The following is a 20,476-nucleotide window of genomic DNA, read 5'->3' on the forward strand; positions in this document are numbered from 1 at the left end:
ACCGTTGCCTAGGCTGGTTTCGTGAGCGTCGCCGACAGCGATACCGCGGTGTCGTCCGGGGCCTTCCGGCGCCCGGCGGTACCGTTGCGCGCGCTGGTCACGGGATACGACGGCTATCGGCTGGCCGGTTTCGAGCCCGGAATCCACCTCGGTCTGCCGTCGCCCTGCCTCACGGTGATCGTGACGATCGACGAGCCGCTCGACATCGCCGCCCAGGCGACGCCCGAGCAGGCGCCCGGTCGTTTCGACACTCTGGCCAGCGGCATCGCCACGGCACCGGTGACGATCCGGCACGACGGCAACCAGCACGGCGTCCAACTGGCACTCAACCCTCTCGGCGCCCGGGCACTACTGGGGGTGCCCACCGCCGCCCTCGGCGCCTGGGTCGTCGGACTGGAGGAACTGCTCGGTCCCGACGCGGGGGAACTGACCGAACGGCTGTCGCTCGAACCCGGCTGGGACGAGCGGTTCGCGATCCTCGACGACGTCCTGACTCGCCGCGCGGCGCCGGCGGAGATCGACCCGCACCTCACCCGCGCCTGGCATCTGCTCGTGGCTGGCGAGGGTACCCGGGTCGGTGACGTCGCGCACGAGGTCGGCTGGAGCCGAAGGCATCTGGTGAACAAGTTCGTCGCAGAGTACGGCGTGACGCCCAAGGACGTGGTGCGGTTGTCGCGTTTCCACCGTTCGCACCGCATGCTCAAGGGTGCTGCCGGGGCGACGCTCGCCGACGTGTCCGCGGTGTGCGGGTACTACGACCAGGCCCACATGGCGCGGGACTGGCGCGACCTCGCGGGCGTCGCACCGTCGCGGTGGCGCGAGATCGACCCGTTCTCATTCGTCCAAGACCCCTACCACGACGAGGGCGCAGAGTGATGACATGACTACTTCGACGCACACCACATGTGTGTGGCCCACCCTCGTCTACCGCGATGCGCGGGCCGCGATCCGCTTCCTCGTCGACGCCTTCGGGTTCGCCGAGAAGGCGGTGTACGGCGAGGGCGACCGGGTCGATCACGCCGAACTCGGCTGGCCGAAGGGCGGCGGGATCATGCTCGGCTCGCCCAGTGAGGACTCGGTCATCAGCGACCTGCCGGCGGGGACCGGCTCGGTGTACCTCGTCGTCGACGACCCCGACGCCCTCCACGAGCGCGCGGTGGCCGCCGGTGCCACGATCGTCCGCGGACTCCGGGACGAGGATTACGGATCGCGCGGATTCACCTGCCGCGACCCCGAGGGCGTGTTCTGGAGTTTCGGCACCTACACCGGCTCGTAGACCGGCCCCATCACGCCCCGTGCCCGGCCGGGACGTCCTCGCCGGGCCTCGGCGGAGGTGGCGGTGTGCCGTCCCCGAACGGCCTGCCGCCCAGCTGTTCACGCCCGTGCGGTTCGAGCCAGCCGGACAGATCGGGACCCTTCGGCACGATCCCGGTGGGATTGATGTCGGTGTGCACCATGTAGTAGTGCTGCTTGATCTGGGTGAAGTCGATGGTGTCGCCGAACCCGGGTGTCTGGAAGAGATCGCGGGCATAACCCCACAGCACGGGCATCTCGTCGAGTTTGTTCCGATTGCACTTGAAATGTCCGTGGTAGACGACGTCGAAGCGGGCCAGGGTGGTGAACAGGCGCACGTCCGCCTCGGTGATCGTGTCCCCGACGAGGAACCTGCGGTCGGTCAGGCGGTCCTCGAGCCAGTCGAGCCGGGCGAACAGGCGGTCGTACGCGGAGTCGTACGCCTCCTGTGATCCGGCGAAACCACACCGGTACACCCCGTTGTTGACGTCGCGGAACACGAGATCGGCGACCTCGTCGATCTCGTCGCGCAGCGGCTCGGGGTAGAGGTCGGGCGCGCCCTCACGCTGGTACCGCGTCCATTCCGAGGACAGATCCAGGGTGATCTGGGGGTAGTCGTTGGTGACCACCTGCCCGGTGGGGACGTCGACGATCGCGGGCACGGTGATGCCCCGCGAGTAGTCGGGGAAACGCGCGAAGTACGCGTCCTGCAGGCGCGGGATCTTCAGCACGGGGTCGAGCCCGCCCGGATCGAGATCGAAAGTCCAGCTGCGCTTGTCGTGGGTGGGGCCGCACAGTCCCATCGACAACACGTCCTCGAGTCCGAGCAGTCGCCGGACGATGATCGCGCGGTTGGCCCACGGGCACGCCCGGGCGGCGACGAGACGGTAGCGGCCGGGTTCGACCGGATAGCCGTCGCGGCCGTCGGCCGTGATGCGGGTGGGGATGTAGTGGGTGTCGCGCGTGAACTCGGCGCCGGATTCGACGTAGGCGCCTTCCGTGCTGTGCGATTCTGCCGTTCGGTCTGTCATGGTCGACTCGTCCCCGTCTTTCGATGTGTCTCAGAGCGTACTTCGGGAGATCGTGACCGCGGCGTACGTTCCCAGTTCCCGGTACCCGGCGCGGGCGGCGAGCGCGCGCGAGGCCAGATTGTCGCGGGGTGAACGGCATTGGGCGATCAGGCCGCTGTCGAGCGCGTCGTCGGTGGCGATCCCGGCGACCGTGGCGCCCAGTCCCCGGCGCCGGAACTCCGGCGCCGTCAGCACGCCGACATCGGCGAGGAAACCCTGGAACTCGGCGTACCCGGCGGAACTGATCGGCTGCTGCGCGTCGTCGAGAATCGTGAACCATCGGTCGCGGTCACCCAGATGGGCCTCGGTCACGTCGTCCGGGGGACACGCCTCCTCGACCTGCCGGACGTGGTCGTGTTCGTGGGAGACGAGCGGTGGCTGCCCGGTCGCGGGATCCTGGTAGTCGGTGCCGAACGCGAGCACCAGGGGACCGGCGCACCGTCCGGACCGATCCTGGGTGAGGGCGAGCAGGGTCGCGGATTCGGTCAGTTCCTCCGACGTGTGCCCGTCGGCACGCTCGATCGCCCACCGCGGTCCGACGAGCGCGGACGTCTCGCCCAGGCGCAGGAATCGGATCGTGTCCGTGTCGTCGTCCACCCGGACGGCGCGGTCGTCGGCGCCCGGCCGGGTGGACAGTGCGTCGTCGGGCAATCCCAGTTCGCGTGACCAGGCGAGTCGAATGATGTCGAGTTGATGGGAGTCCACGGGACCCACGGTAACCGCTTGTTCCCTGTCAGCCCGGACGGTATATTCCACGTGGAGTATTCGACTCGGAATAGTGGGAGGTGGTGACCGTGGCACTTACGCCGCTCGGTGTCACCATCCTCGGTCTGCTGTGTGAGCGCACGATGCATCCGTACGAGATGTACCAACTCGCGGCCGCCCGGCGTGGGCGCGTCGTGAAGATCCGGCCGGGGTCGCTCTACCACACCGTGAGCAGGCTCGAAGGTGAAGGACTGGTGCGCACCACCGGCACCGACCGGGCGGGAAACCGGCCCGAACGCACCATGTACGAGGTCACGGAGGCGGGCCGGGAGGCCCTCGTCCAACGGGTGAGCGACATGCTCGCCACCCCGGTGCGCGAGTACCCGCAGTTTCCCCTCGCCCTGGCGGAGGCGCACAACGTCGACGCCCCCACCGTCGTTGGACTGCTCCGGGAACGGCTCGATCACCTCACCCGCGAGATCGACGAACTCGAGACCGCCGCCGCGCTCGCCTGTTCCACCGAGACCCCCAGGCTCTTCCTCCTCGGCAACGAATTTCTCGTCACCGTCGCCCGCGCGGAGCACGAATGGCTCAGCGCCCTGGTGGCCGACATAGACTCCGGAGCCCTTCCGTGGCTTTCGCCGGAACTTCTCGAACGACTGACACACTCACGCCGGATCCCATCCGGTTCAGCAAAGGATTGACGATGGACACCGAGCGCACCGCACCACCCACGTCGCCACCCGAGCATCGAAATCCGTGGCCGGCTCTGTGGGCCCTCGTCATCGGCTTCTTCATGATCCTCGTCGACAGCACCATCGTCGCGGTGGCCAACCCGGCGATCATGAACGACCTGCACACCGACATCAACAAGGTCGTCTGGGTCACCAGCGCGTACCTGCTGGCCTACGCGGTGCCGCTGCTGGTCACCGGTCGACTCGGTGATCGGTTCGGTCCCAAGAACATCTACCTGATCGGGCTCGTCCTGTTCACCGGGGCGTCGCTGTGGTGCGGCCTGTCCGGCACCATCACCATGCTCATCGTCGCCCGGGTCTTCCAGGGACTGGGCGCCGCACTGATGACGCCGCAGACGATGGCCGTCATCACCCGCACGTTCCCGCCGGACCGCCGCGGCACTGCGATGGGTCTGTGGGGTGCCGTCGCCGGTGTCGCCACCCTGGTGGGACCGCTCGCGGGCGGCGTGCTCGTGGACAATCTCGGCTGGGAGTGGATCTTCATCGTCAACGTGCCCGTGGGCGTGATCGCGTTCGTGCTGGCCTGGCGGCTGGTGCCCGCGCTCGAGACCCACGAGCACAAGTTCGACATCCCCGGTGTCGTACTCAGTGCGCTCGGCATGTTCTTCCTCGTGTTCGGAATCCAGGAAGGCAGCTCGTACGACTGGTCGGCGACCGTTCTGGCGTCGATCGGCGCCGGCCTCGTCCTTCTCGGCGTCTTCGTCTGGTACCAGTCCTGGAACAAGAACGAGCCGCTCCTGCCGCTGGGCCTGTTCAAGGACCGCAACTTCTCGCTCGCCAACGTGGCGATCACCGCGATGGGGTTCGCGATCACCGCGATGGTCCTGCCGCTGATGTTCTACACGCAGGCGGTGCGGGGTCTGTCGCCGACGAAATCGGCCCTGCTCCTCGTGCCCATGGCCGTTCTCACCGGTGTGTTCGCCCCGTTCATCGGCAAGCTGGTGGACCGCACCCACCCGCGGTACATCGCGGGCGCCGGGTTCCTGCTGTTCTCGATCGCGCTCGGCTGGCTGGCCATGGTCATGTCGCCCGACGTCGCGATCTGGGAACTGCTGCTGCCGATCGGTCTGATCGGTCTCGCCAACGCGTGTATCTGGTCGCCGCTCGCGGCCACGGCCACGCACAACCTTCCGCCCCATCAGGCGGGCGCCGGAGCCGGCGTCTACAACACGACCCGCCAGGTCGGCGCCGTCCTCGGCAGCGCCGCGATCGGCGCGCTCATCACGGCCCGCCTGTCCGCGCAGGGGCTGAACGCCGACAGTCAGGAGGCCGGCGTCGGCGAGATGCCCGAGTTCGTGAAGGAGCCGTTCGCGACGGCGATGTCGCAGTCGATCTGGCTGCCCGCCGCCGTCCTGCTGATCGGTTTCGTCGCCTCGGTGTGTTTCGCGCGACCGCTGCGTGAGAAGAAGCCCGGAGTCAGTGCGGGCGACGCAGCCAGTCGGGAAACATCACTGCAGGGTTGAGGTAGTCCGCGGGATCGAACGCCTGCTTGATCGCCCACATCGCGGTGATGTCCTCGTGGCCGAGGGCGAGGTCCAGGTAGTTGCGCTTGTGTGCGCCGACGCCGTGCTCGGAGGCGATGTTGCCGCCGTGATCGCGGATCAGTTCCGTGACCGGCCGGTACAGCACGGACTCGTCGGGGCAGCGCAGCACGTTGAGGTGGACGTTGCCGTCGGCGACGTGCCCGAACAGTACCGGGACCGCGTCGGGGGCCCGGCCCGTCACCAGTGCGACCGCGTCGGCGACGAACGCGGCCAGGGTGTCCAGCGGGAGGGCGGCGTCGAACTTGAGCGGGGGCCCGAACAATCCGACCACCTCCGCGAACGCCTCCCGCGCCGCCCACACCCGGGCGCGGCCTGCGGGATCGATCCCGACAGCGGGTTCGTCGTCGGGATCGCACTGCTCCAGCGCCCCGGCCAGCTCGTCGGTGAGGTCGCGCCGGCCGGCCAGTTCCACGAGGAGGTACCACGGCAGACCCGTCGGAACGGCGAAACCCAGCCGCGAGGAGGCCAATTCGAGCCCGCGTCCGTCGAGCATCTCCACGGCGTCCACCCCCTCGAGCCGCCGGACGACGCGAGCGGCGTCGATCAAGCCGGGCAGTTGCGCGAAGCCGGCGAGGGCGGTCACACGGAACTCCGGCACGGGGCGGAGCGTGAGATCGACGGTCGTGACCACACCGAGAGTGCCCTCGCTGCCGACCCACAGCGCGGGCAGGTCGTATCCGCAGTTCTCGGCACCCACCCGCATGCTGCGCCGCACGATCGCCCCGTCGGGCAGCACCACTTCCAGGCCCAGCACCTGCGCCGACATGTGTCCGTACCGCACGGTGTGCAGCCCACCGGCATTGGTCGACACCATGCCGCCGATCGTCGCGGAATCGCGGGACGCGATGTCGACGCCGAACAGCAGTCCGGCGTCGGCGGCGGCGTTCCGGAGCGTCGAGAGGGTGACCCCGGCGCCGACGGTGACGCGCAGGTTCTCGCGGTCGACGGCACCGACTGCGGTCAACCGTTCCGTCGACAGCAACACGTCGTCGTGCTCGGGCACCGTCCCCGCTTCGAGTCCGGTGCGGCCACCCTGCACGGTGACCTTCACCCCGGCTCGGCGGCAGATGCCCAGCACGGCCGAGACTTCCGCGGCATCCGCGGGCCGGACGAGTGCGCTCGCCCGCCCGCTGTAGCGCCCCGTGTGGTCGGTGGCCCGGGCGGCGAGCACGTCCGCGTCCACGGTCACGAACCGTTCGCCGACGACGTCGGCCAGCGCCGCACGCAGCGAGTCCACACCCCGATCGTAGGCGGAACGCGTGTGGCAGTCTGGCGGCATGACTGAGCCTGCAGCCGCGCATCCCACCCGACTCGAGCGTGTCCGGACGGACGCCGGCGCCGAGATCGCGATCCTGACGTTCGCCCACGGCGCACTGAACCTCTTCGATCAGGCGATGTTCGACGCCGTGCAGGCCGACGTCGCGGCGCTCGCCGAGGATCCGCCCCGCGCGGTGCTGCTGCGCGCCGAGGGCAAGGTGGTCTCCGCAGGAGTGGACGTCCACGTGTTCGACGGGCTCACGGCGGACCAGGGCGCGGACCTGTGGCAGGAGTTGTTCGCCGAGATCTGCCATCCGCTCGAGGCGCTGCCGTGCCCCGTCGTGTACTCGGCGCACGGACTGACGCTGACCGCGGCCTTCGAGATCGCGCTCGCCTGCGACATCATCCTCGCCGCACCGAAGGCGAAGTTCGGACTGGTCGAGACGGTGGTGGGGCTGACCCCGTCGATGGGCGGTCCGCAGCGGCTGGCCGAGCGGGCGGGGTCGGGCCGCGCCCGGGAACTGGTGATGACCGGCGACCTGTACGACGCCGCGACGCTGCGCGACTGGGGCGTGGTCAACGCCGTCCACGAGGACGTCGACGCGGAGGCCCGCGCCCTCGTCGCACGGCTGGCGGACGGGCCGACACGAGCACACGACGCCACGAAGCAGATCATCTCCGCGTGGCGGTCGGGTGGAGTCGCGCACGCCGACTCGATCACGCCCGACGTGTCGGGTGCGCTGTTCGAGACCGACGACCTCCGGGGTGCGGTACGCAGCTTCCTCGACGTCGGACCGGGCAAGGCGACGTACCGCGGGCGGTAGGCGTCGGCGATCCGCTCCCCGCAACTGTGACGGGCGTCATATAGTCGTGGCAACGTCCCGGTCGCGCAGCAGTGTCGTCAGCGGAGGTGCAGATGCCGTCGTCCCTCGTCGAGTACCCGAGTAGTGGTCCCTTCTTTCACGACGACCGGGTGGTCCGTGGTCGCGACGGCCTGCTCCGGTACGGCGGGCTCAACCCGTCGCTCACCGAGCTGCTCGACATCTCCGTGCACCGCTACGCGGGCCGGGTCGCCGTCGAGGAGGACGGTGGCCGGTCGCTCACGTTCTCGCAACTGTGGACGTCCGCGGCGCGGGTGGCCGGCGGGCTGAAGTCGAAGGGCGTCGAGATCGGCGACCGCGTCGCCGTCCGGCAGCCCATGGGGGTCCGCTGGGTCGAAGCCTTCCTCGGGGTGTTGCTCGCCGGCGGCGTGCCGGTCGGGGTGAGCCCGGCACTCGACGACGCGCAGACCGGTGAGGTGCTCGCCGACAGCGAGTCGGTACTGATCCTCGACGGCGAACTGCCGGAGGGCATCTCGTTCATCGACGACGGCGCGAGCCCCGACGAGCTGGTGCTGCTGTCGTACACGCCCGGACCGTCGGAGTCCCCGAAGGGTGTGGAGCTGAGCAACGAGAACGTCCTCTCGACCATCGAATCCGTGCTCCACGCGCGCGGGTTCAGCTCCGAGGGACTGCGGAATCTCCTCGTCGAACCCGAACTGCACACCGTCGGATCGCTCGTCGAACTGCTCTCGACGCTGGTGGTGGGCGGAACGGTCCTGCTGACCGGGAGCACCGACGCGGCGTCGTGGCGCGGCACCGGTGCCGACGTGCTCACCGCGGCGCCCGCCGTCCTCCTGCGGGCCGTGGAGACCTCGCGGGTGACGAGCTTCGGCCGGCGCGCGGTGCGCTGGATCGACTACAGCGGCTCCGGACTGTCCCTGGAGCAGTCGCAACTGCTCCGGCGGACGTTTCCTGCGGCCAGGCACTTTCTCGGGTGGGGGATGACCGAGACGTGCGGGGCGGGCCTCGCACTGCCCGACGAGTGCGCTCTGACACACGCGGGCAGCGTGGGCGTCGCGTTCGGCGGGATGGAGGTGGCCCTCCTCGGTCCCGACGCCGGCCGCGGTGTCGGCGAATTGCTGTGTCGCGGTCCAGGAGTCAGCCGCGGCTACTGGAACCGGCCCGAGGTCACCGCGAAGACCTTCACGGGTGGCTGGTTTCACACCGGCGACACCGCGAATATCGACGGCGACGGCTTCGTCCGTATCGTCGACCGCGACACCGCTGCCTAGGTGGTGCGAAAGGCAGGTATCCACCCGTGAGCTCTCCCGTCGCCGAGCTGCACATGCACATCGAGGGTTCCCTCGAACCCGAGCTGATCTTCGCGCTGGCCGAACGGAATTCCGTGCAGCTGCCGTACGCGGACCTCGACGATCTCCGCTCGCGGTACGAGTTCACCGATCTGCAGTCGTTCCTCGACCTGTACTTCGCCAACATGCAGGTGCTGCGGACGGCGCAGGACTTCGCGGACCTCACCCGCGCCTATTTCGCACGGGCGTCGGCGGGCGGCGTCGCGCACGTGGAGTTCTTCTTCAACCCGCAGGCCCACGTCAATCGTGGTGTCCCGCTGCAGGAGGTGCTCGACGGGATCATGGACGCGGTGGGAACCAGCGAGCGGGAGTTCGGCCTGAGCAGCGCCGCGATCGCCGCGATCCTGCGGGACCGTCCCGTGCACGAGGCGGAGGAAGTGTTCTCCGAGATCATCCGGTTGCAGACGCCGATCGTCGGGCTCGGCCTCGACTCGGCCGAGGTGGGCAACCCGCCGTCGCTGTTCGAGGACGTGTTCGCCCGCGCCCGGTCGGAGGGGCTGCACGTGGTCGCCCACGCAGGCGAGGAAGGTCCGCCGGAGTACATCTGGCAGGCGCTCGACCTCCTCGGCGCCGAGCGCATCGACCACGGGGTGCGGGCGCTCGAGGACCCGGCGCTCGTAGCGCGTCTGGTGGACGAGGAAGTGCCGCTGACCGTGTGCCCGCTGTCGAACGTGCGACTGTGCGTCGTCGACTCGTTGTCCGAGCACCCGCTGCGAACCATGCTGGAGGCGGGTCTGCTCGTCACCGTGAACTCCGACGATCCCGCGTACTTCGGTGGGTACGTCGACGACAACTTCGCCCAGCTGCGGGATCAGCTCGGCCTCACGGATGCCGAGCGGGAAACCCTCGCGCGCAACTCGATCACGGCGTCGTTCGCAAGCGACGCGCGCAAGGCGCAACTGCTCCGCGGCTGACGGTTCCGGCCCTCAGTCGATCAGCCCCGTGTCGCCGAGACTCGCGACGACCGCCAGGACGTCGCGGTCGCGGCCGTACGGGCCGACCAGGCAGAGGCCGACGGGAACCCCGTCGTCGGTGCGCAACGGCACGGTCGCGTTGGGCAGTCCGGAGATGGTCGCGAGGCACGTGAGCATGCCGGTGGCGCGCATCGTGTTCCGGAACCGGTCACCGCTGGGGTAGCTCGTCCGCTCGGGGGCCGTGGAGGAGGTCGCGGGCAGCAGGAGCAGGCTGTCGCCCACGTACGCGGTGATCGTCTGCGACGCCTCGCCGAGCATGATCAGCTTCCGGCCGTACGTGGATTCCCAGATGCGGCTCGCGGCGGCGAAATTGCGGCCCGGTTCGTCGCCGAGCGACGTCATCGCGCCGCCCACCCAGTCGCCGTGCAGCCGCCACGCCTCGTAGCCCTGCACGGCGACGACGGCGTCGTACCAGTCGGGAAGCCGGCCGATGTCCGTGTCGGTCCACGTCAGCCGGGGGAGGGAACTCTTCTCCCACGCGGTGAGGGCGCGCCGCACCGCACCGAGCGCCCCCGCCTCGGCGACGGCGTTGATGCCGTCGGAGGTGAGCGCGCTGCGGAACGGGGTCTCCGCCGTGAGCGGGAGAAGCGCGCCGGAGACCGCGACGAGGGTGTCGAGGTCGCCGCAGACCCACGCCGGGGTGTCGAACGTGGGGGACAGCGGGAACAGTCCGTCGGTGGAGACGGCGCCCCGGGACGGTGCGAAGCCGTACAGGCCCTGATACGAGGCGGGGATGCGGACGGAACCGGTGGTGTCGACACCCAATCCGATGTCGGCGGCGCCCTGCGCGACCGCACTCGCGGCGCCCGACGTCGCACCGCCGGGGAGGCAGTCCTCGGCGCGGGGGTTGGGCGGGGTGCCGAACTGCTGGTTGATGCCGGAATGCCCGTAACCGAGGTCGTCGGTCTGGGCCAGGCCGACGACGCGGGCGCCCTGACCGAGGAGGCGCGCCACCACTGCGGCGGTATCGGTTTCGACGGGTGCCTCGGCGAGACGCCGTCCGCTGCCCGCACCGATCTGCTGTCCCGCAACGGCGTACAGGTCGGTGACGGCGAGCCGCTTGCCGGCGAGGGGCCCGTCACCGGTCGGCGCGACCAGCGGATCCCCCTGCACGCGCCACGTCGCCTTGTCGACGGGCACGAACTCGGACACCGCTCCGCCGCCCGGAACGGACAGGCCGTCGGGAAGCGGCGGAACCTCCGGGTCGTGCAGGCGTTCCCCGCACGCGCCGAGCATCACGGCACCGAGCGCCGCCGCTCCGGAGGCACCCGCGACGCGAAGGAAGCCGCGACGGTCGAAAGATCGACTGGGGGGCACCTAGCCCACGTTAGCGACCGAGGACCTGCTGGAGGTACGCGTTGCCGAACATTCGCTCGGGGTCGTACTTGTCGCGCACGGCGACGAACTCGTCGAAGTTCGGATAGGCAGGCCGCAAGTCGTCGGCGGTGCGGCCGTGCATCTTGCCCCAGTGCGGTCGCCCGTCCGCTTCCCGGGCGATGGCCTCGACCGCGGAGAAGTACGGCTCGTGATCGCGGCGATGGTACTGGTGCACCGCGATGTACGCCGTGTCCCGGCCGTTCGCCGTCGAGAGCCACACGTCGTCGCCCGCGGCGAAGCGGACCTCGACGGGGAACGCGACCGTGAAACCGGACTTCTCCACCCACGAGTCGATCGCCGCGAGAGTGTCGGGAAGCGCCTCGGTGGGAACCGCGTATTCCATCTCCCGGAACTTGACCCGGCGCTCCGACGCGAAGACGCGGTAGCTGCGGTCGGTGAATTCGCGCGCGCTGAGCATGCGCGACGACAGCCGATTGATCTTCGGGATCGCTGCCGGCGCAAGGCCGGCGGCCCTGTTGATGCCCTCGAACAGGACGTTGGCGAGCAGTTCGTCGTCGACGTAGGCGCGGACCGGGTGGAGGGGAGAGACCGGGGTGTCACCGGGTAGCCGGGTGTTGCGTTTCGTCAGCACGCGGCGGGTGTGCGGAAACCAGTAGAACTCGAAGTGGTCGATCGTGGTGCGGTCGTGGTCGAGCCGGTCGAGGGTGGCGTCCAGTGACTCGGGCTTCTCGACGGCATGCATCACGTAGTGCGGCACGCACTGGATCGTGACCTTCGAGATGATGCCCACGGCGCCGAGCCCCAGCCGTGCCGCCTCGAACAGTTCGGGGTTCTCGGTGGGGGAGCAGTCGGCCACCGAGCCGTCCGCCAGCACCACCTGCAGGGCGCGGACCTGAGTGGCGAGCCCTCCGAAACGCGCACCGGTGCCGTGGGTTCCGGTGGACAGCGCACCCGCGATGGACTGCACGTCGATGTCGCCCAGGTTGATCATCGCCAGGCCACGGTGCCAGAGTTGCTCGCTCAGGTCGTGCAACCGCGTGCCGGCGAGGACGGTGACGAGGGCGCCCGCCGGTTCGTCGAGGGTGACGGATTCGATTCCGGTGAGGGCGTCGAGGCTGACGAGGATCCCGTCGGTGACGGCGACCCCGGTGAAGGAGTGACCCGACCCCACGGCCTTGACCCGCGTTCCGTGCTCCGCGGCACCGCAGACGAGCGCGCTGAGTTCCTCCACCGAGCGCGGAGTTGCGAAGCGCAGCGGGTTCGCCGTCTCGGTGCCCGCCCAGTTGCGCCATGTGTCCTGTGCCATCCGCCCATCATGAACCTGGACGCTCGTCCAGGCAAATGACGGGTTGGTCGGGCGTCCGTGTTGGTCACGGGCGAGGCTCCCGCAGGTTCTACGATCAGAGGATGCTGAACAGGCTTCCTGCGGATGAACGTCGTGCCCAACTCGTCGAGTCGGCGCTCGCCATCGCGGAGCAGCGCGGCGTCGCGTCGGTCACGGTGCGTGCCGTGGCGGAGGAGGCGGGCGTCTCGCTCGGTGTGGTGCACTACTGCTTCGAGAGCAAGGAGGAGCTCCTCGCGGCGATGGGTGAAAGCCTTGTTCTGCAGCTCAGCGCGTCGATGCGGCTGGCGTTCGGTCAGGTTCGGCACGCGCCGGACCTGCGCGGGATCGACGGTCTGCGCGAACTTCTCCACATCGGGATCAGCGGAATGTGGCCGATCATCGAGGCCACCCCGGACCGTCAGTTGCTGACGTACGAGATCACCGCGCAGGCGTTGCGGCACCGGGCGTCCGGGAGCGAGCGGGCCGGCGACATCGCGGGGCAGCAGTATCGGACCATGGACGAGGAGGCGATCGAGTTCCTCGCCGAGTGCGCCCGCATCGCCGAAGTCGGCTGGGCCACCCCGGTCGAGGCGATCGCGCGGTTCGGGCTGGCCATCCTGGACGGGCTCGTGCTGCGGTGGCTGGTGGACCGCGACAGTGAGGCGATGATCGCGGCGCTGGACGACATGGTGCACGTGATCGCGTCGAAGGCGGTCGAGCAGGACTGAGCGGCCCCTTTTTATCTGGACAATCGTCCAACTCGATGGTTGACTGGCGTCGCAGACCGATGGAGAAGATTGGACGAACTGTGACGCCCACGCTCGACCGTCTCATCGCCTCGACGACCGAGGTCGACCCGCCGCTGGCCGCACTCGACCTGACCGCGCTGCGCGCCAACGCCGCCGACCTGGTGCTGCGCGCGGGCGGCACCCCCGTCCGCGTCGCCAGCAAATCCGTCCGCTGCCGCGCGGTCCTCCAGGTCGCCCTGGGGGAGAATCTCACCGGGGCCGGCGGGTTCCGCGGGATCATGGCGTATTCGCTTCGCGAGGCGATCTGGCTCGCCCGGCACGGCGCGGACGACATCCTGATGGGCTACCCGACGGCCGACCGCGGGGCCCTCGCCGAACTCGCGGCCGATCCCGAACTGCTGAACCGGATCACGTTGATGGTCGACAGCGACGACCACCTCGACTTCGTTCTCGCCGCTGCCGGCACCACGTCCCTCCGGGCCCGGCTGTGCATCGACGTCGACGCCTCGCTGCGGCTCGGGCCGGTCCACATCGGGGTCCGCCGCTCCCCGCTCCGCGAACCGTCCGCTGTCGCCGCGTTCGCGAGGCGCGCCGCCGGGCGGGGGTTCGCCGTCGTCGGTGTCATGTTCTACGAAGCGCAGATCGCGGGTCTGCCCGACTCCAGTCCGCCGATCGGCTGGATGAAGCGGGCGTCCGCGAAAGAACTCGCGACCCGTCGCACTGCCGTGGTGAACGCCGTGCAGTCGGAGGTCGGGGTGCTCGAGATCGTCAACAGCGGGGGCACCGGCTCGCTGGAGGTGAGCTCCGCGGACCCGGTCGTGACGGAGGTGACCGCCGGCTCCGGTCTGTACGTCCCGACGCTCTTCGACAAGTACCGCGCGTTCCGTCCGCACCCGTCGCTGTACTTCGCCCTGTCGGCGGTCCGGCGCCCGGCACCCGGCATCGCGACGCTGTTCGGCGGCGGCTACATCGCCTCCGGTCCCGCCGGGGGCAGTCGCGTGCCCACGCCGGTGTGGCCGCCGCGGCTGAAGCTACTGCGCAACGAGGGCGCCGGTGAGGTCCAGACCCCGGTGACCGGAAAGCCGGCAGCGGATCTCGGCATCGGCGACCGCGTGTGGTTCCGGCACGCGAAGGCCGGCGAGCTGTGCGAGCGGTTCACCGAGGTGCACCTCGTCGAGTCGGACGGCTCCCGCACCGTGGTGCCCACCTACCGTGGCGAAGGTCAGTGCTTCGGCTGACCGGTGAGCCGCATGAAGGCACCCAGCTCGGTCAGACCTTCCGGGGTGCTCGGCATGTACTGCGTCAACGATTCCGACCGGATGATGATCGCAGCCCACTTGCCGCGGGACACCGCCACGTTCATCCGGTTCCGCGACAGCAGGAACGACATGCCGCGCGGCACGTCCTCGATCGCCGACGCGGTCATCGACACGATGGCGACGGCCGCCTCCCGCCCCTGGAACTTGTCGACCGTGCCCACCTCGACCTTGTCGAGGCCGACCGCGGCCAGATCGCGTTCGATCAACCCGACCTGCGCGTTGTACGGCGCCACCACCAGGATGTCGGACTCGTCGAGTGGGCGGGTGCCGTCGAACTCGCTGGGGTCGGTCCAGCCGGAACCGAGCAGCTTCGTGATCCGGTTGACCACCTCCCGCGACTCCTCGGGGGATTGGGTGGCGTTGCCCTGGTGGTCGACGAAGACGGTGTGCACACCCGGTTCCATGCCGTCGAGTCGTCGTGCGGCACTGGCCGATTCCTGCGAACGCAGCTTGCCGTCGTAGGACAGTGTCGACACGGGCGCGCACAGTTCCGGGTGCATCCGCCATGTGCGTTCGAGGAAATAGCCCCGGCTCTCGGGCAGCGCCCCGTGCCCCTCGGCGAGCCACCCGAGGGCCGACGCGTCCACCGGTTCCGGGTGAGTGCCCTGGCTGACCTGCGGAAGTTGCTGAGGATCGCCGAGAAGCAGGAGATTGCGGGCCGCGCCGCCCACCGCGATGGTGTTGGCGAGAGCGAACTGCCCGGCCTCGTCGATGACCAGCAGATCGAGGCTGCCGGGCGGAACCCGGTCGGTGTTCGCGAAGTCCCATGCGGTCCCGCCGATCACGCAGCCCGTTCCCTCGGCCTGGTCGATGAAGCCGGGGTAGTCGTTGGAGCTGATGTCGGTCCACGTCGCGGCGCGATGCCGCCCGTCCTTCTTCGCGACGAGTTCGGCGGGGAGCCCGGCCTTCACGACGCCGCCGAGCATGTTCTCGATCACCGAATGCGACTGTGCGACCACGCCGATCCGCCAGTGGTGCTGCTCGACGAGCGCCTTGATCACCCGGGCCCCGGTGTACGTCTTGCCGGTGCCGGGAGGCCCCTGCACCGCGACGTACGAGTCGTCGAGCTCGAGTAGTGCCGCGGTGATCGCGCCCGCGTAATCCGTGCCGTCGACGGGTGGGAGCGGATTCCCGCTCCGGGTGCGCGGGTCGGACCGCCGCAGAATGTCCACCGACGCGCACAGCGGGAGCTCCGGCAGCGGCGAGCACATGCCGTCCGCGGCCACCGCGATGGACGATTCGATCCGATCGGTCGTGATCGGGGGCCCGGGGGTGATCGCCGTCGGAAGTTGCACGTACTCCTCGCCGTTCAGGAGTTCCTCGACGATCACCACGTCGCGGCGGCGGCCGTCCTTCCCGACGTCGATCACGTTGACCGTGCACGTTCCCCGCTGCTGCGGATTGTCGCCCGCGACCGCCTCGGGTGCGGGGGTGTCGTACAGCGCGTACATCGTGGTCTTGGGCCCCACCGTGCTCCCGGTCCCGAAACGGCCGGTGAGCTGAAGTCGCCGGCGCAGCTTGCGCTGCCGCGGGCTGCTCTTGTGCCAGCTCTCCTCGACGACCGCGGACGACACCACCAGAACGTCCCGGATGTCCGACAGTTCGTCGTGCGGCACGACCAGCCGGTCGAAGTGCGCCCACCAGAACGGTTTCCGCTCACGGCGGTGATAGCCGACCGCCGCCGCCATGAGCGCGGCCGCCTGCTGGTCGTGTCCCCGGTGCTCGCTCGGTCCGTGCCCGGCGAACTCGCGTAACGCCGCCTCGGTGGGGGTACATTCCTCGGTCACCGGGGTGGGCCCGTCGCCGGGCGGCCGGAGGGCGACGCCGTGCGTCTCCGCCTGCCCGATCAGCCAGTCGCGCAGCCGCAGCGTGGAATCGCAGTCGTACTCGTTGTAGTCGGCGATGCCCTGCAACAGCGCGCGTGCCTCGTCCTCGCGGCCGTTGTCGCGGTGATCGCAGTAGTCGGCGTACGCGACCACCGATGCGGCGGCGTTGGTGACGTCGCCGTCGCGCGGCTGCTCCGGCATGTACAGCGGTTCGAGTTTCTTGATGCTGTAGGACTGTTCGCCGATGCGCAGGCACCCGCGCACCACCGGATACAGATCGACGAGGACGTTGTCGCGCAGCAGGGTGTCGACGGTCTCCTCGCCGACGCCGTGCCGTCCCGCCAGCCGCAGCAGCGCCGACTTCTCGTACGCGGCGTAGTGGTAGATGTGCATGTTCGGGTACTGCTGACGACGCGCGGTCACGTAGTCGAGGAAGTCGACGAGTGCCTGCCGCTCCTCGGCGCGGTCGTGTGCCCAGAACGGCCGGAACACGGAGGCGTCGGCGGGACCCTCGACCACGCCGAAAAGGTATTCGAGACCCCAGTCCGTGGATCCGTTCTCGGCCCAGAGCGGGTCGCCCTCGAAGTCGAAGAAGATGTCGCCGTCGTCCGGTTCGGGCAGTCCGCCGAGCGCCTGCGGGGCGTACACCTGGAACTCGGGGGTCCCCGAGGACTCCTGCCGCAACTGCAGGGCGGCCTGCGCGCGAAGCGATTCCAGGGTGCGCTCGGGCAGGCCCTCGACGCTGCCCGCGTGCGAGGCGAGGGCGTCGAGAGTGCCGATCCCGGCCGCGATCAGCCGGCTCCGCTGCGTCGAGCGCATTCCGGCCACCAGCAGCAGGTCGCGGTGCTGCTCCACCTCCGGGGTGCACGTGTCGCACCGGCCGCACGCCGTGTACCGGGGGTCGCCCCACTCCGCGAGGGACTGCTCGTCGCGGTGCTCGTCGAGAATTCGCTCGAGCGAGGACCGTCGCGCGGAGTACACGGGAACGATGTCGCCGAGCGAGTGCGCCGAGTCGCTGTCGTCGCCGAGCAGCAGGTGGACCTCGGGGGACGTCGGGATTCCGTTGCCGGCCAGCGCTTCCGCGTACGCGGCGAGCTGCAGCAGGGCCGACACCTTCGCGTGCCGTGACAGTTTGGTGTCGTACACGGCATACGTGTCGCCGTCGCGGACGAGGAAATCGCAGAAACCCAGGAAGCGGCCGTCGAAGAACGTCCCCTGGTACACGACGTCGGCGCCGCCGCGGATCGCCTCCACGGTGGCCAGGTTCGCCTCGAACAGACCCACCGAGGTGTATTCGGGACGGTCCATCGTGACCACCCCGTCGCCGTACTCGGCGCGGAACTGCTCGAGCCGGCGATGTTCGTGAGCATCGCCCAGGCTCGACGTCCGTCGCAGCATCGGGTCGTCGTTTACGGACGTGGCGGCGGAACCGGCCCCGGCGAGCCCGAGCGTGGCGTCCAGCCGGCGCAGCAACGCGAACTCGCAGGTGGCGGCCGCCGAGAGGTCGCTGGCGCTGTAGACGATGGTGTCGTCGAGGAGGAACACAGCTACGTCCCCAGTTCTGCCGGTGAGTTCACCCGGCCGATTGTGCCATCGGGGTGCGACAGAGCCAGAATGGCAGCCATGCCCTTCTTCGACGGCCACTCCGGACGAGTCCACTACCGGCACTGGAGCGCGGTGGGAGGACCCGTCGCGCAGCTGGTGTTTCTCCATGGCATGGGGCAGCACACGGGTCATTACCACCGGTTCGCGCGCGGACTGACGCCCGCCGGAATCGGGGTGTGGGGGATCGACCAGGCCGGTCACGGACTGTCCGAGGGCGACCATCCGGGATCCGTGGCGGACCTGGCGGAGGACGCCGCGCTTCTCACCGGCCTCGTCGGCAGACATGCGCCGGATGTTCCGCTCGTGCTCATGGGGCATTCGCTCGGTGCCGCGGTCTCGATGGAACTGCTCGCGTCCGGTGACTCCGGTTTCCGGTGCGCGATTCTGTGCGGGACGCCGAAGACCGCCGCCGTGCAGCAGACGGCGGATGCGCTCGGGTCACTCGGGATACCGCTGCTCGCGGTCCACGGCGTGGACGACCGCATCGCACCGATCGACCCCGTCCGGGACTGGGCGGCGGGGATCGGAGGCCTCGAGTTCCGGGAGTTCGAGGACGCCGGACACGACCTGCTCCACGAGAAGGTCCACACATCCGTGACCGCGGTGGTCCGCGACTTCATCCTCGGCGCTGCGCGCCCGTGAGTGGTCGAGGAGTGCAGGCACTCCTCGACCACTCACGGGCGGCGGAGCCGCTTACGCGTAGATGGCCTCGATGGCCGCGCCGTGCTCCTTGTGGATGACGTTCCGCTTGAGCTTCAGCGTGGGAGTGAGCTCACCGGTCTCCTGCGTGAAGTCGACCTCGAGGATGCGGTACTTCTTGATCCGCTCCGGGTTGGACACCTTCTTGTTGCCCTCGGCCACGGCCTCGTCGATCTCGGCGACCAGGTCGGGGTTCTTCACCAGTTCGGACACCGGGGCGTCGGCGGCCAGTCCGTGGCGTTCCTTCCAGCCCGGAAGGGTTTCGGAGTCGAGGGTGATGAGCGCGCCGATGAACGGCTTGCCGTCACCGACGACGAGGCACTGGCTGATCAGCGGGTGCGCGCGGAGTGCGTCCTCGAGTACCGCAGGTGCGACGTTCTTGCCGCCCGCGGTGACGATGATTTCCTTCTTGCGTCCGGTGATCGAGATGTAGCCCTCTTCGTCGATCGAGCCGAGATCGCCGGTGTGGAACCAGCCGTCCCGGATCGAATCCGCGGTGGCCTGCTCGTTGTGCCAGTACCCGCCGAACACGACGGGACCCTTCAGGAGCAGTTCGCCGTCCTCGCCGATCTTCGCGGCGTGGCCGTCGATCGGCTTGCCGACGGTGCCGACCTTCTGCGCGCGGGTGGTGTTCACGGAGATGGCGGCGCTCGTCTCGGTGAGGCCGTAGCCCTCGTACACCGGGACGCCGATGCCGCGGAAGAAGTGACCGAGGCGTGCACCGAGTGCGGCGCCACCGGAGACGGCGCGGTCGCACTCGCCGCCGAGGGCGGTGCGCAGCTTCGAGTAGACGAGCTTGTCGAACAGGGCGTGCTTGAGCTTGAGGCCCAGCCCGGCGCCGCCGTTGTCCTGCGCCTCGCTGTATGCGATGGCCGTGGCGGACGCCTTCTCGAAGATGCTGCCCTTGCCGCCGTCGTACGCCTTCTGCTTGGCGGAGTTGTAGACCTTCTCGAACACGCGCGGCACCGACAGGATGAAGTGCGGCTTGAACGCGGCGAACTGGTCGAGCAGCGTGGTGAGGTCGGCGGTGTGCGCGACCGTGACCTTGGCGTCGAACGCACCGAAGGAGATGGCGCGGGCGAAGACGTGCGCGAGGGGCAGGAACATCAGGGTGCGCCTGCCCGCGTACATCGCGTCGCTGAGTGCCAGCTTCACGGCCGCGGACTCCGCGTAGAAGTTGGAGTGGGTCAACTGCACGCCCTTGGGGCGGCCCGTGGTGCCCGACGTGTAGATGAGAGTCGCGGGGGAGGACGCGCGCACCTGGTGACGACGCTCGTGCAGCTGCTCGTCGGTGACGCCTTCGCCGCGCTTCGACAGTTCGTCGATGGCGCCGCCCTCGATCTGCAGGACCTCACGCAGGTCCGGCGCGGCATCGGTGACGACCTTCAGCGCGTCGGCCTGCTTGGCGTTCTCGACGACCAGCAGCGACGTGCCGGAGTCTTCGAGGATCCACTTCGCCTGATCGGGCGCAGACGTTTCGTAGATGGCGACGGTGCACCCTCCTGCCGTCCAGATCGCGTAGTCGATGACGACCCACTCGTACCGGGTCGCCGACAGGATCGCGACGCGATCACCGAGCTCGACGCCGGAAGCGATGAGGCCCTTCGCGACGGCGGAGACCTGCTCCGCGAACTCCGCGGCGGTGACGTCTACCCACCCACCGTTGCCGGGGCGCTTGAACGGAACGAACTTCGGGTCTTCCTCGGCATGACGGAAGACCGTGTCCGCCATGGAGGCGTCCTCCGGAATTGAGAACGACTGCGGTACCGAGAATTCACGCACTATGACCCCTCCACTGAAACGACATGACGGATGTGCATTCGATCA

Annotated in this window: 17 protein-coding genes; 10 read left to right on the forward strand and 7 right to left on the reverse strand. The window is 69.3% G+C overall.

Translation table 11 applies throughout. From position 1 onward, the window contains the following. Positions 1-21 precede the first annotated feature (21 nt). Together CJ177_RS03365 and CJ177_RS03370 are read left to right on the forward strand one after the other, a co-directional pair. Positions 22-876, forward strand: coding sequence for a helix-turn-helix domain-containing protein (locus CJ177_RS03365; RefSeq protein WP_095867272.1), 855 nt, complete (start codon positions 22-24; stop codon positions 874-876). A gap of 4 nt (positions 877-880) precedes the next feature. Then, a complete protein-coding gene (locus CJ177_RS03370) occupies positions 881-1,276 on the forward strand; it encodes a VOC family protein (protein ID WP_005239365.1) in 396 nt (131 codons plus the stop codon). Positions 1,277-1,286: 10 nt separating this feature from the next. On the opposite strand, the gene CJ177_RS03375 is transcribed toward CJ177_RS03370, so the two are convergent. Both CJ177_RS03375 and CJ177_RS03380 read right to left on the reverse strand, forming a co-directional pair. Further along, positions 1,287-2,324, reverse strand: a complete 1,038-nt coding sequence (locus tag CJ177_RS03375; protein ID WP_005239366.1) for a glutathione S-transferase family protein — start codon at positions 2,322-2,324, stop codon at positions 1,287-1,289. Between the two features lie 30 nt (positions 2,325-2,354). Beyond that, complete coding sequence (locus tag CJ177_RS03380) at positions 2,355-3,077, reverse strand: GNAT family N-acetyltransferase (RefSeq protein WP_095867273.1); 723 nt, start codon at positions 3,075-3,077, stop codon at positions 2,355-2,357. Positions 3,078-3,148: 71 nt separating this feature from the next. Between CJ177_RS03380 and CJ177_RS03385 the strand changes: the two genes are divergently transcribed. Beyond that, positions 3,149-3,772, forward strand: a complete 624-nt coding sequence (locus tag CJ177_RS03385; protein ID WP_257014369.1) for a PadR family transcriptional regulator — start codon at positions 3,149-3,151, stop codon at positions 3,770-3,772. Positions 3,773-3,774: 2 nt separating this feature from the next. Beyond that, positions 3,775-5,286 (forward strand): MFS transporter, encoded by a 1,512-nt coding sequence (locus CJ177_RS03390; protein WP_005239372.1) that lies wholly within the window; start codon positions 3,775-3,777, stop codon positions 5,284-5,286. Here the strand turns inward: CJ177_RS03390 and CJ177_RS03395 are convergent. Beyond that, entirely contained in the window at positions 5,240-6,604 is a 1,365-nt protein-coding gene (locus CJ177_RS03395; protein ID WP_005239374.1) for an FAD-binding oxidoreductase, read from the reverse strand. The two genes, CJ177_RS03390 and CJ177_RS03395, sit on opposite strands and share 47 nt — an antisense overlap. Positions 6,605-6,644: 40 nt before the next feature. Here CJ177_RS03395 and CJ177_RS03400 point away from each other — a divergent pair, with 40 nt between their 5' ends. The 3 genes from CJ177_RS03400 (at position 6,645) to CJ177_RS03410 (ending at position 9,729) form a co-directional block, all read left to right on the forward strand. Beyond that, complete coding sequence (locus CJ177_RS03400; protein WP_005239376.1) at positions 6,645-7,448, forward strand: enoyl-CoA hydratase/isomerase family protein; 804 nt, start codon at positions 6,645-6,647, stop codon at positions 7,446-7,448. Between the two features lie 92 nt (positions 7,449-7,540). After that, entirely contained in the window at positions 7,541-8,737 is a 1,197-nt protein-coding gene (locus CJ177_RS03405) for a class I adenylate-forming enzyme family protein (protein WP_025432206.1), read from the forward strand. A gap of 26 nt (positions 8,738-8,763) precedes the next feature. Further along, positions 8,764-9,729, forward strand: coding sequence for an adenosine deaminase (locus CJ177_RS03410; protein WP_025432207.1), 966 nt, complete (start codon positions 8,764-8,766; stop codon positions 9,727-9,729). A 12-nt stretch (positions 9,730-9,741) separates the two neighbouring features. On the opposite strand, the gene CJ177_RS03415 is transcribed toward CJ177_RS03410, so the two are convergent. Together CJ177_RS03415 and CJ177_RS03420 are read right to left on the reverse strand one after the other, a co-directional pair. Next, on the reverse strand, positions 9,742-11,106 hold the full coding sequence (locus CJ177_RS03415; protein ID WP_095867274.1) for an amidase family protein: 1,365 nt from the start codon (positions 11,104-11,106) through the stop codon (positions 9,742-9,744). 10 nt (positions 11,107-11,116) lie between these two features. Beyond that, entirely contained in the window at positions 11,117-12,433 is a 1,317-nt protein-coding gene (locus tag CJ177_RS03420; protein WP_095867275.1) for a D-arabinono-1,4-lactone oxidase, read from the reverse strand. Positions 12,434-12,534: 101 nt separating this feature from the next. Here CJ177_RS03420 and CJ177_RS03425 point away from each other — a divergent pair, with 101 nt between their 5' ends. Beyond that, a complete protein-coding gene (locus CJ177_RS03425) occupies positions 12,535-13,179 on the forward strand; it encodes a TetR/AcrR family transcriptional regulator (RefSeq protein ID WP_095867276.1) in 645 nt (214 codons plus the stop codon). 59 nt (positions 13,180-13,238) lie between these two features. Then, on the forward strand, positions 13,239-14,438 hold the full coding sequence (locus tag CJ177_RS03430; protein ID WP_095867277.1) for an amino acid deaminase/aldolase: 1,200 nt from the start codon (positions 13,239-13,241) through the stop codon (positions 14,436-14,438). Here CJ177_RS03430 and CJ177_RS03435 read toward each other — a convergent pair. After that, positions 14,423-17,890, reverse strand: coding sequence for a bifunctional RecB family nuclease/DEAD/DEAH box helicase (locus CJ177_RS03435; RefSeq protein WP_095867278.1), 3,468 nt, complete (start codon positions 17,888-17,890; stop codon positions 14,423-14,425). The genes CJ177_RS03430 and CJ177_RS03435 overlap by 16 nt on opposite strands. Positions 17,891-17,968: 78 nt before the next feature. On the opposite strand from CJ177_RS03435, the gene CJ177_RS03440 reads away from it, so the two are divergent. Then, positions 17,969-18,592: an alpha/beta hydrolase gene (locus tag CJ177_RS03440; protein WP_095867447.1), complete on the forward strand. Its 624-nt coding sequence runs from the start codon at positions 17,969-17,971 to the stop codon at positions 18,590-18,592. A gap of 51 nt (positions 18,593-18,643) precedes the next feature. On the opposite strand, the gene CJ177_RS03445 is transcribed toward CJ177_RS03440, so the two are convergent. Continuing rightward, on the reverse strand, positions 18,644-20,431 hold the full coding sequence (locus CJ177_RS03445; RefSeq protein WP_005239393.1) for a long-chain fatty acid--CoA ligase: 1,788 nt from the start codon (positions 20,429-20,431) through the stop codon (positions 18,644-18,646). Positions 20,432-20,476 lie beyond the last annotated feature (45 nt).

It is taken from the genome of Rhodococcus sp. ACPA1 (assembly GCF_002300195.1).
GTDB lineage: Bacteria > Actinomycetota > Actinomycetes > Mycobacteriales > Mycobacteriaceae > Rhodococcus_F > Rhodococcus_F opacus.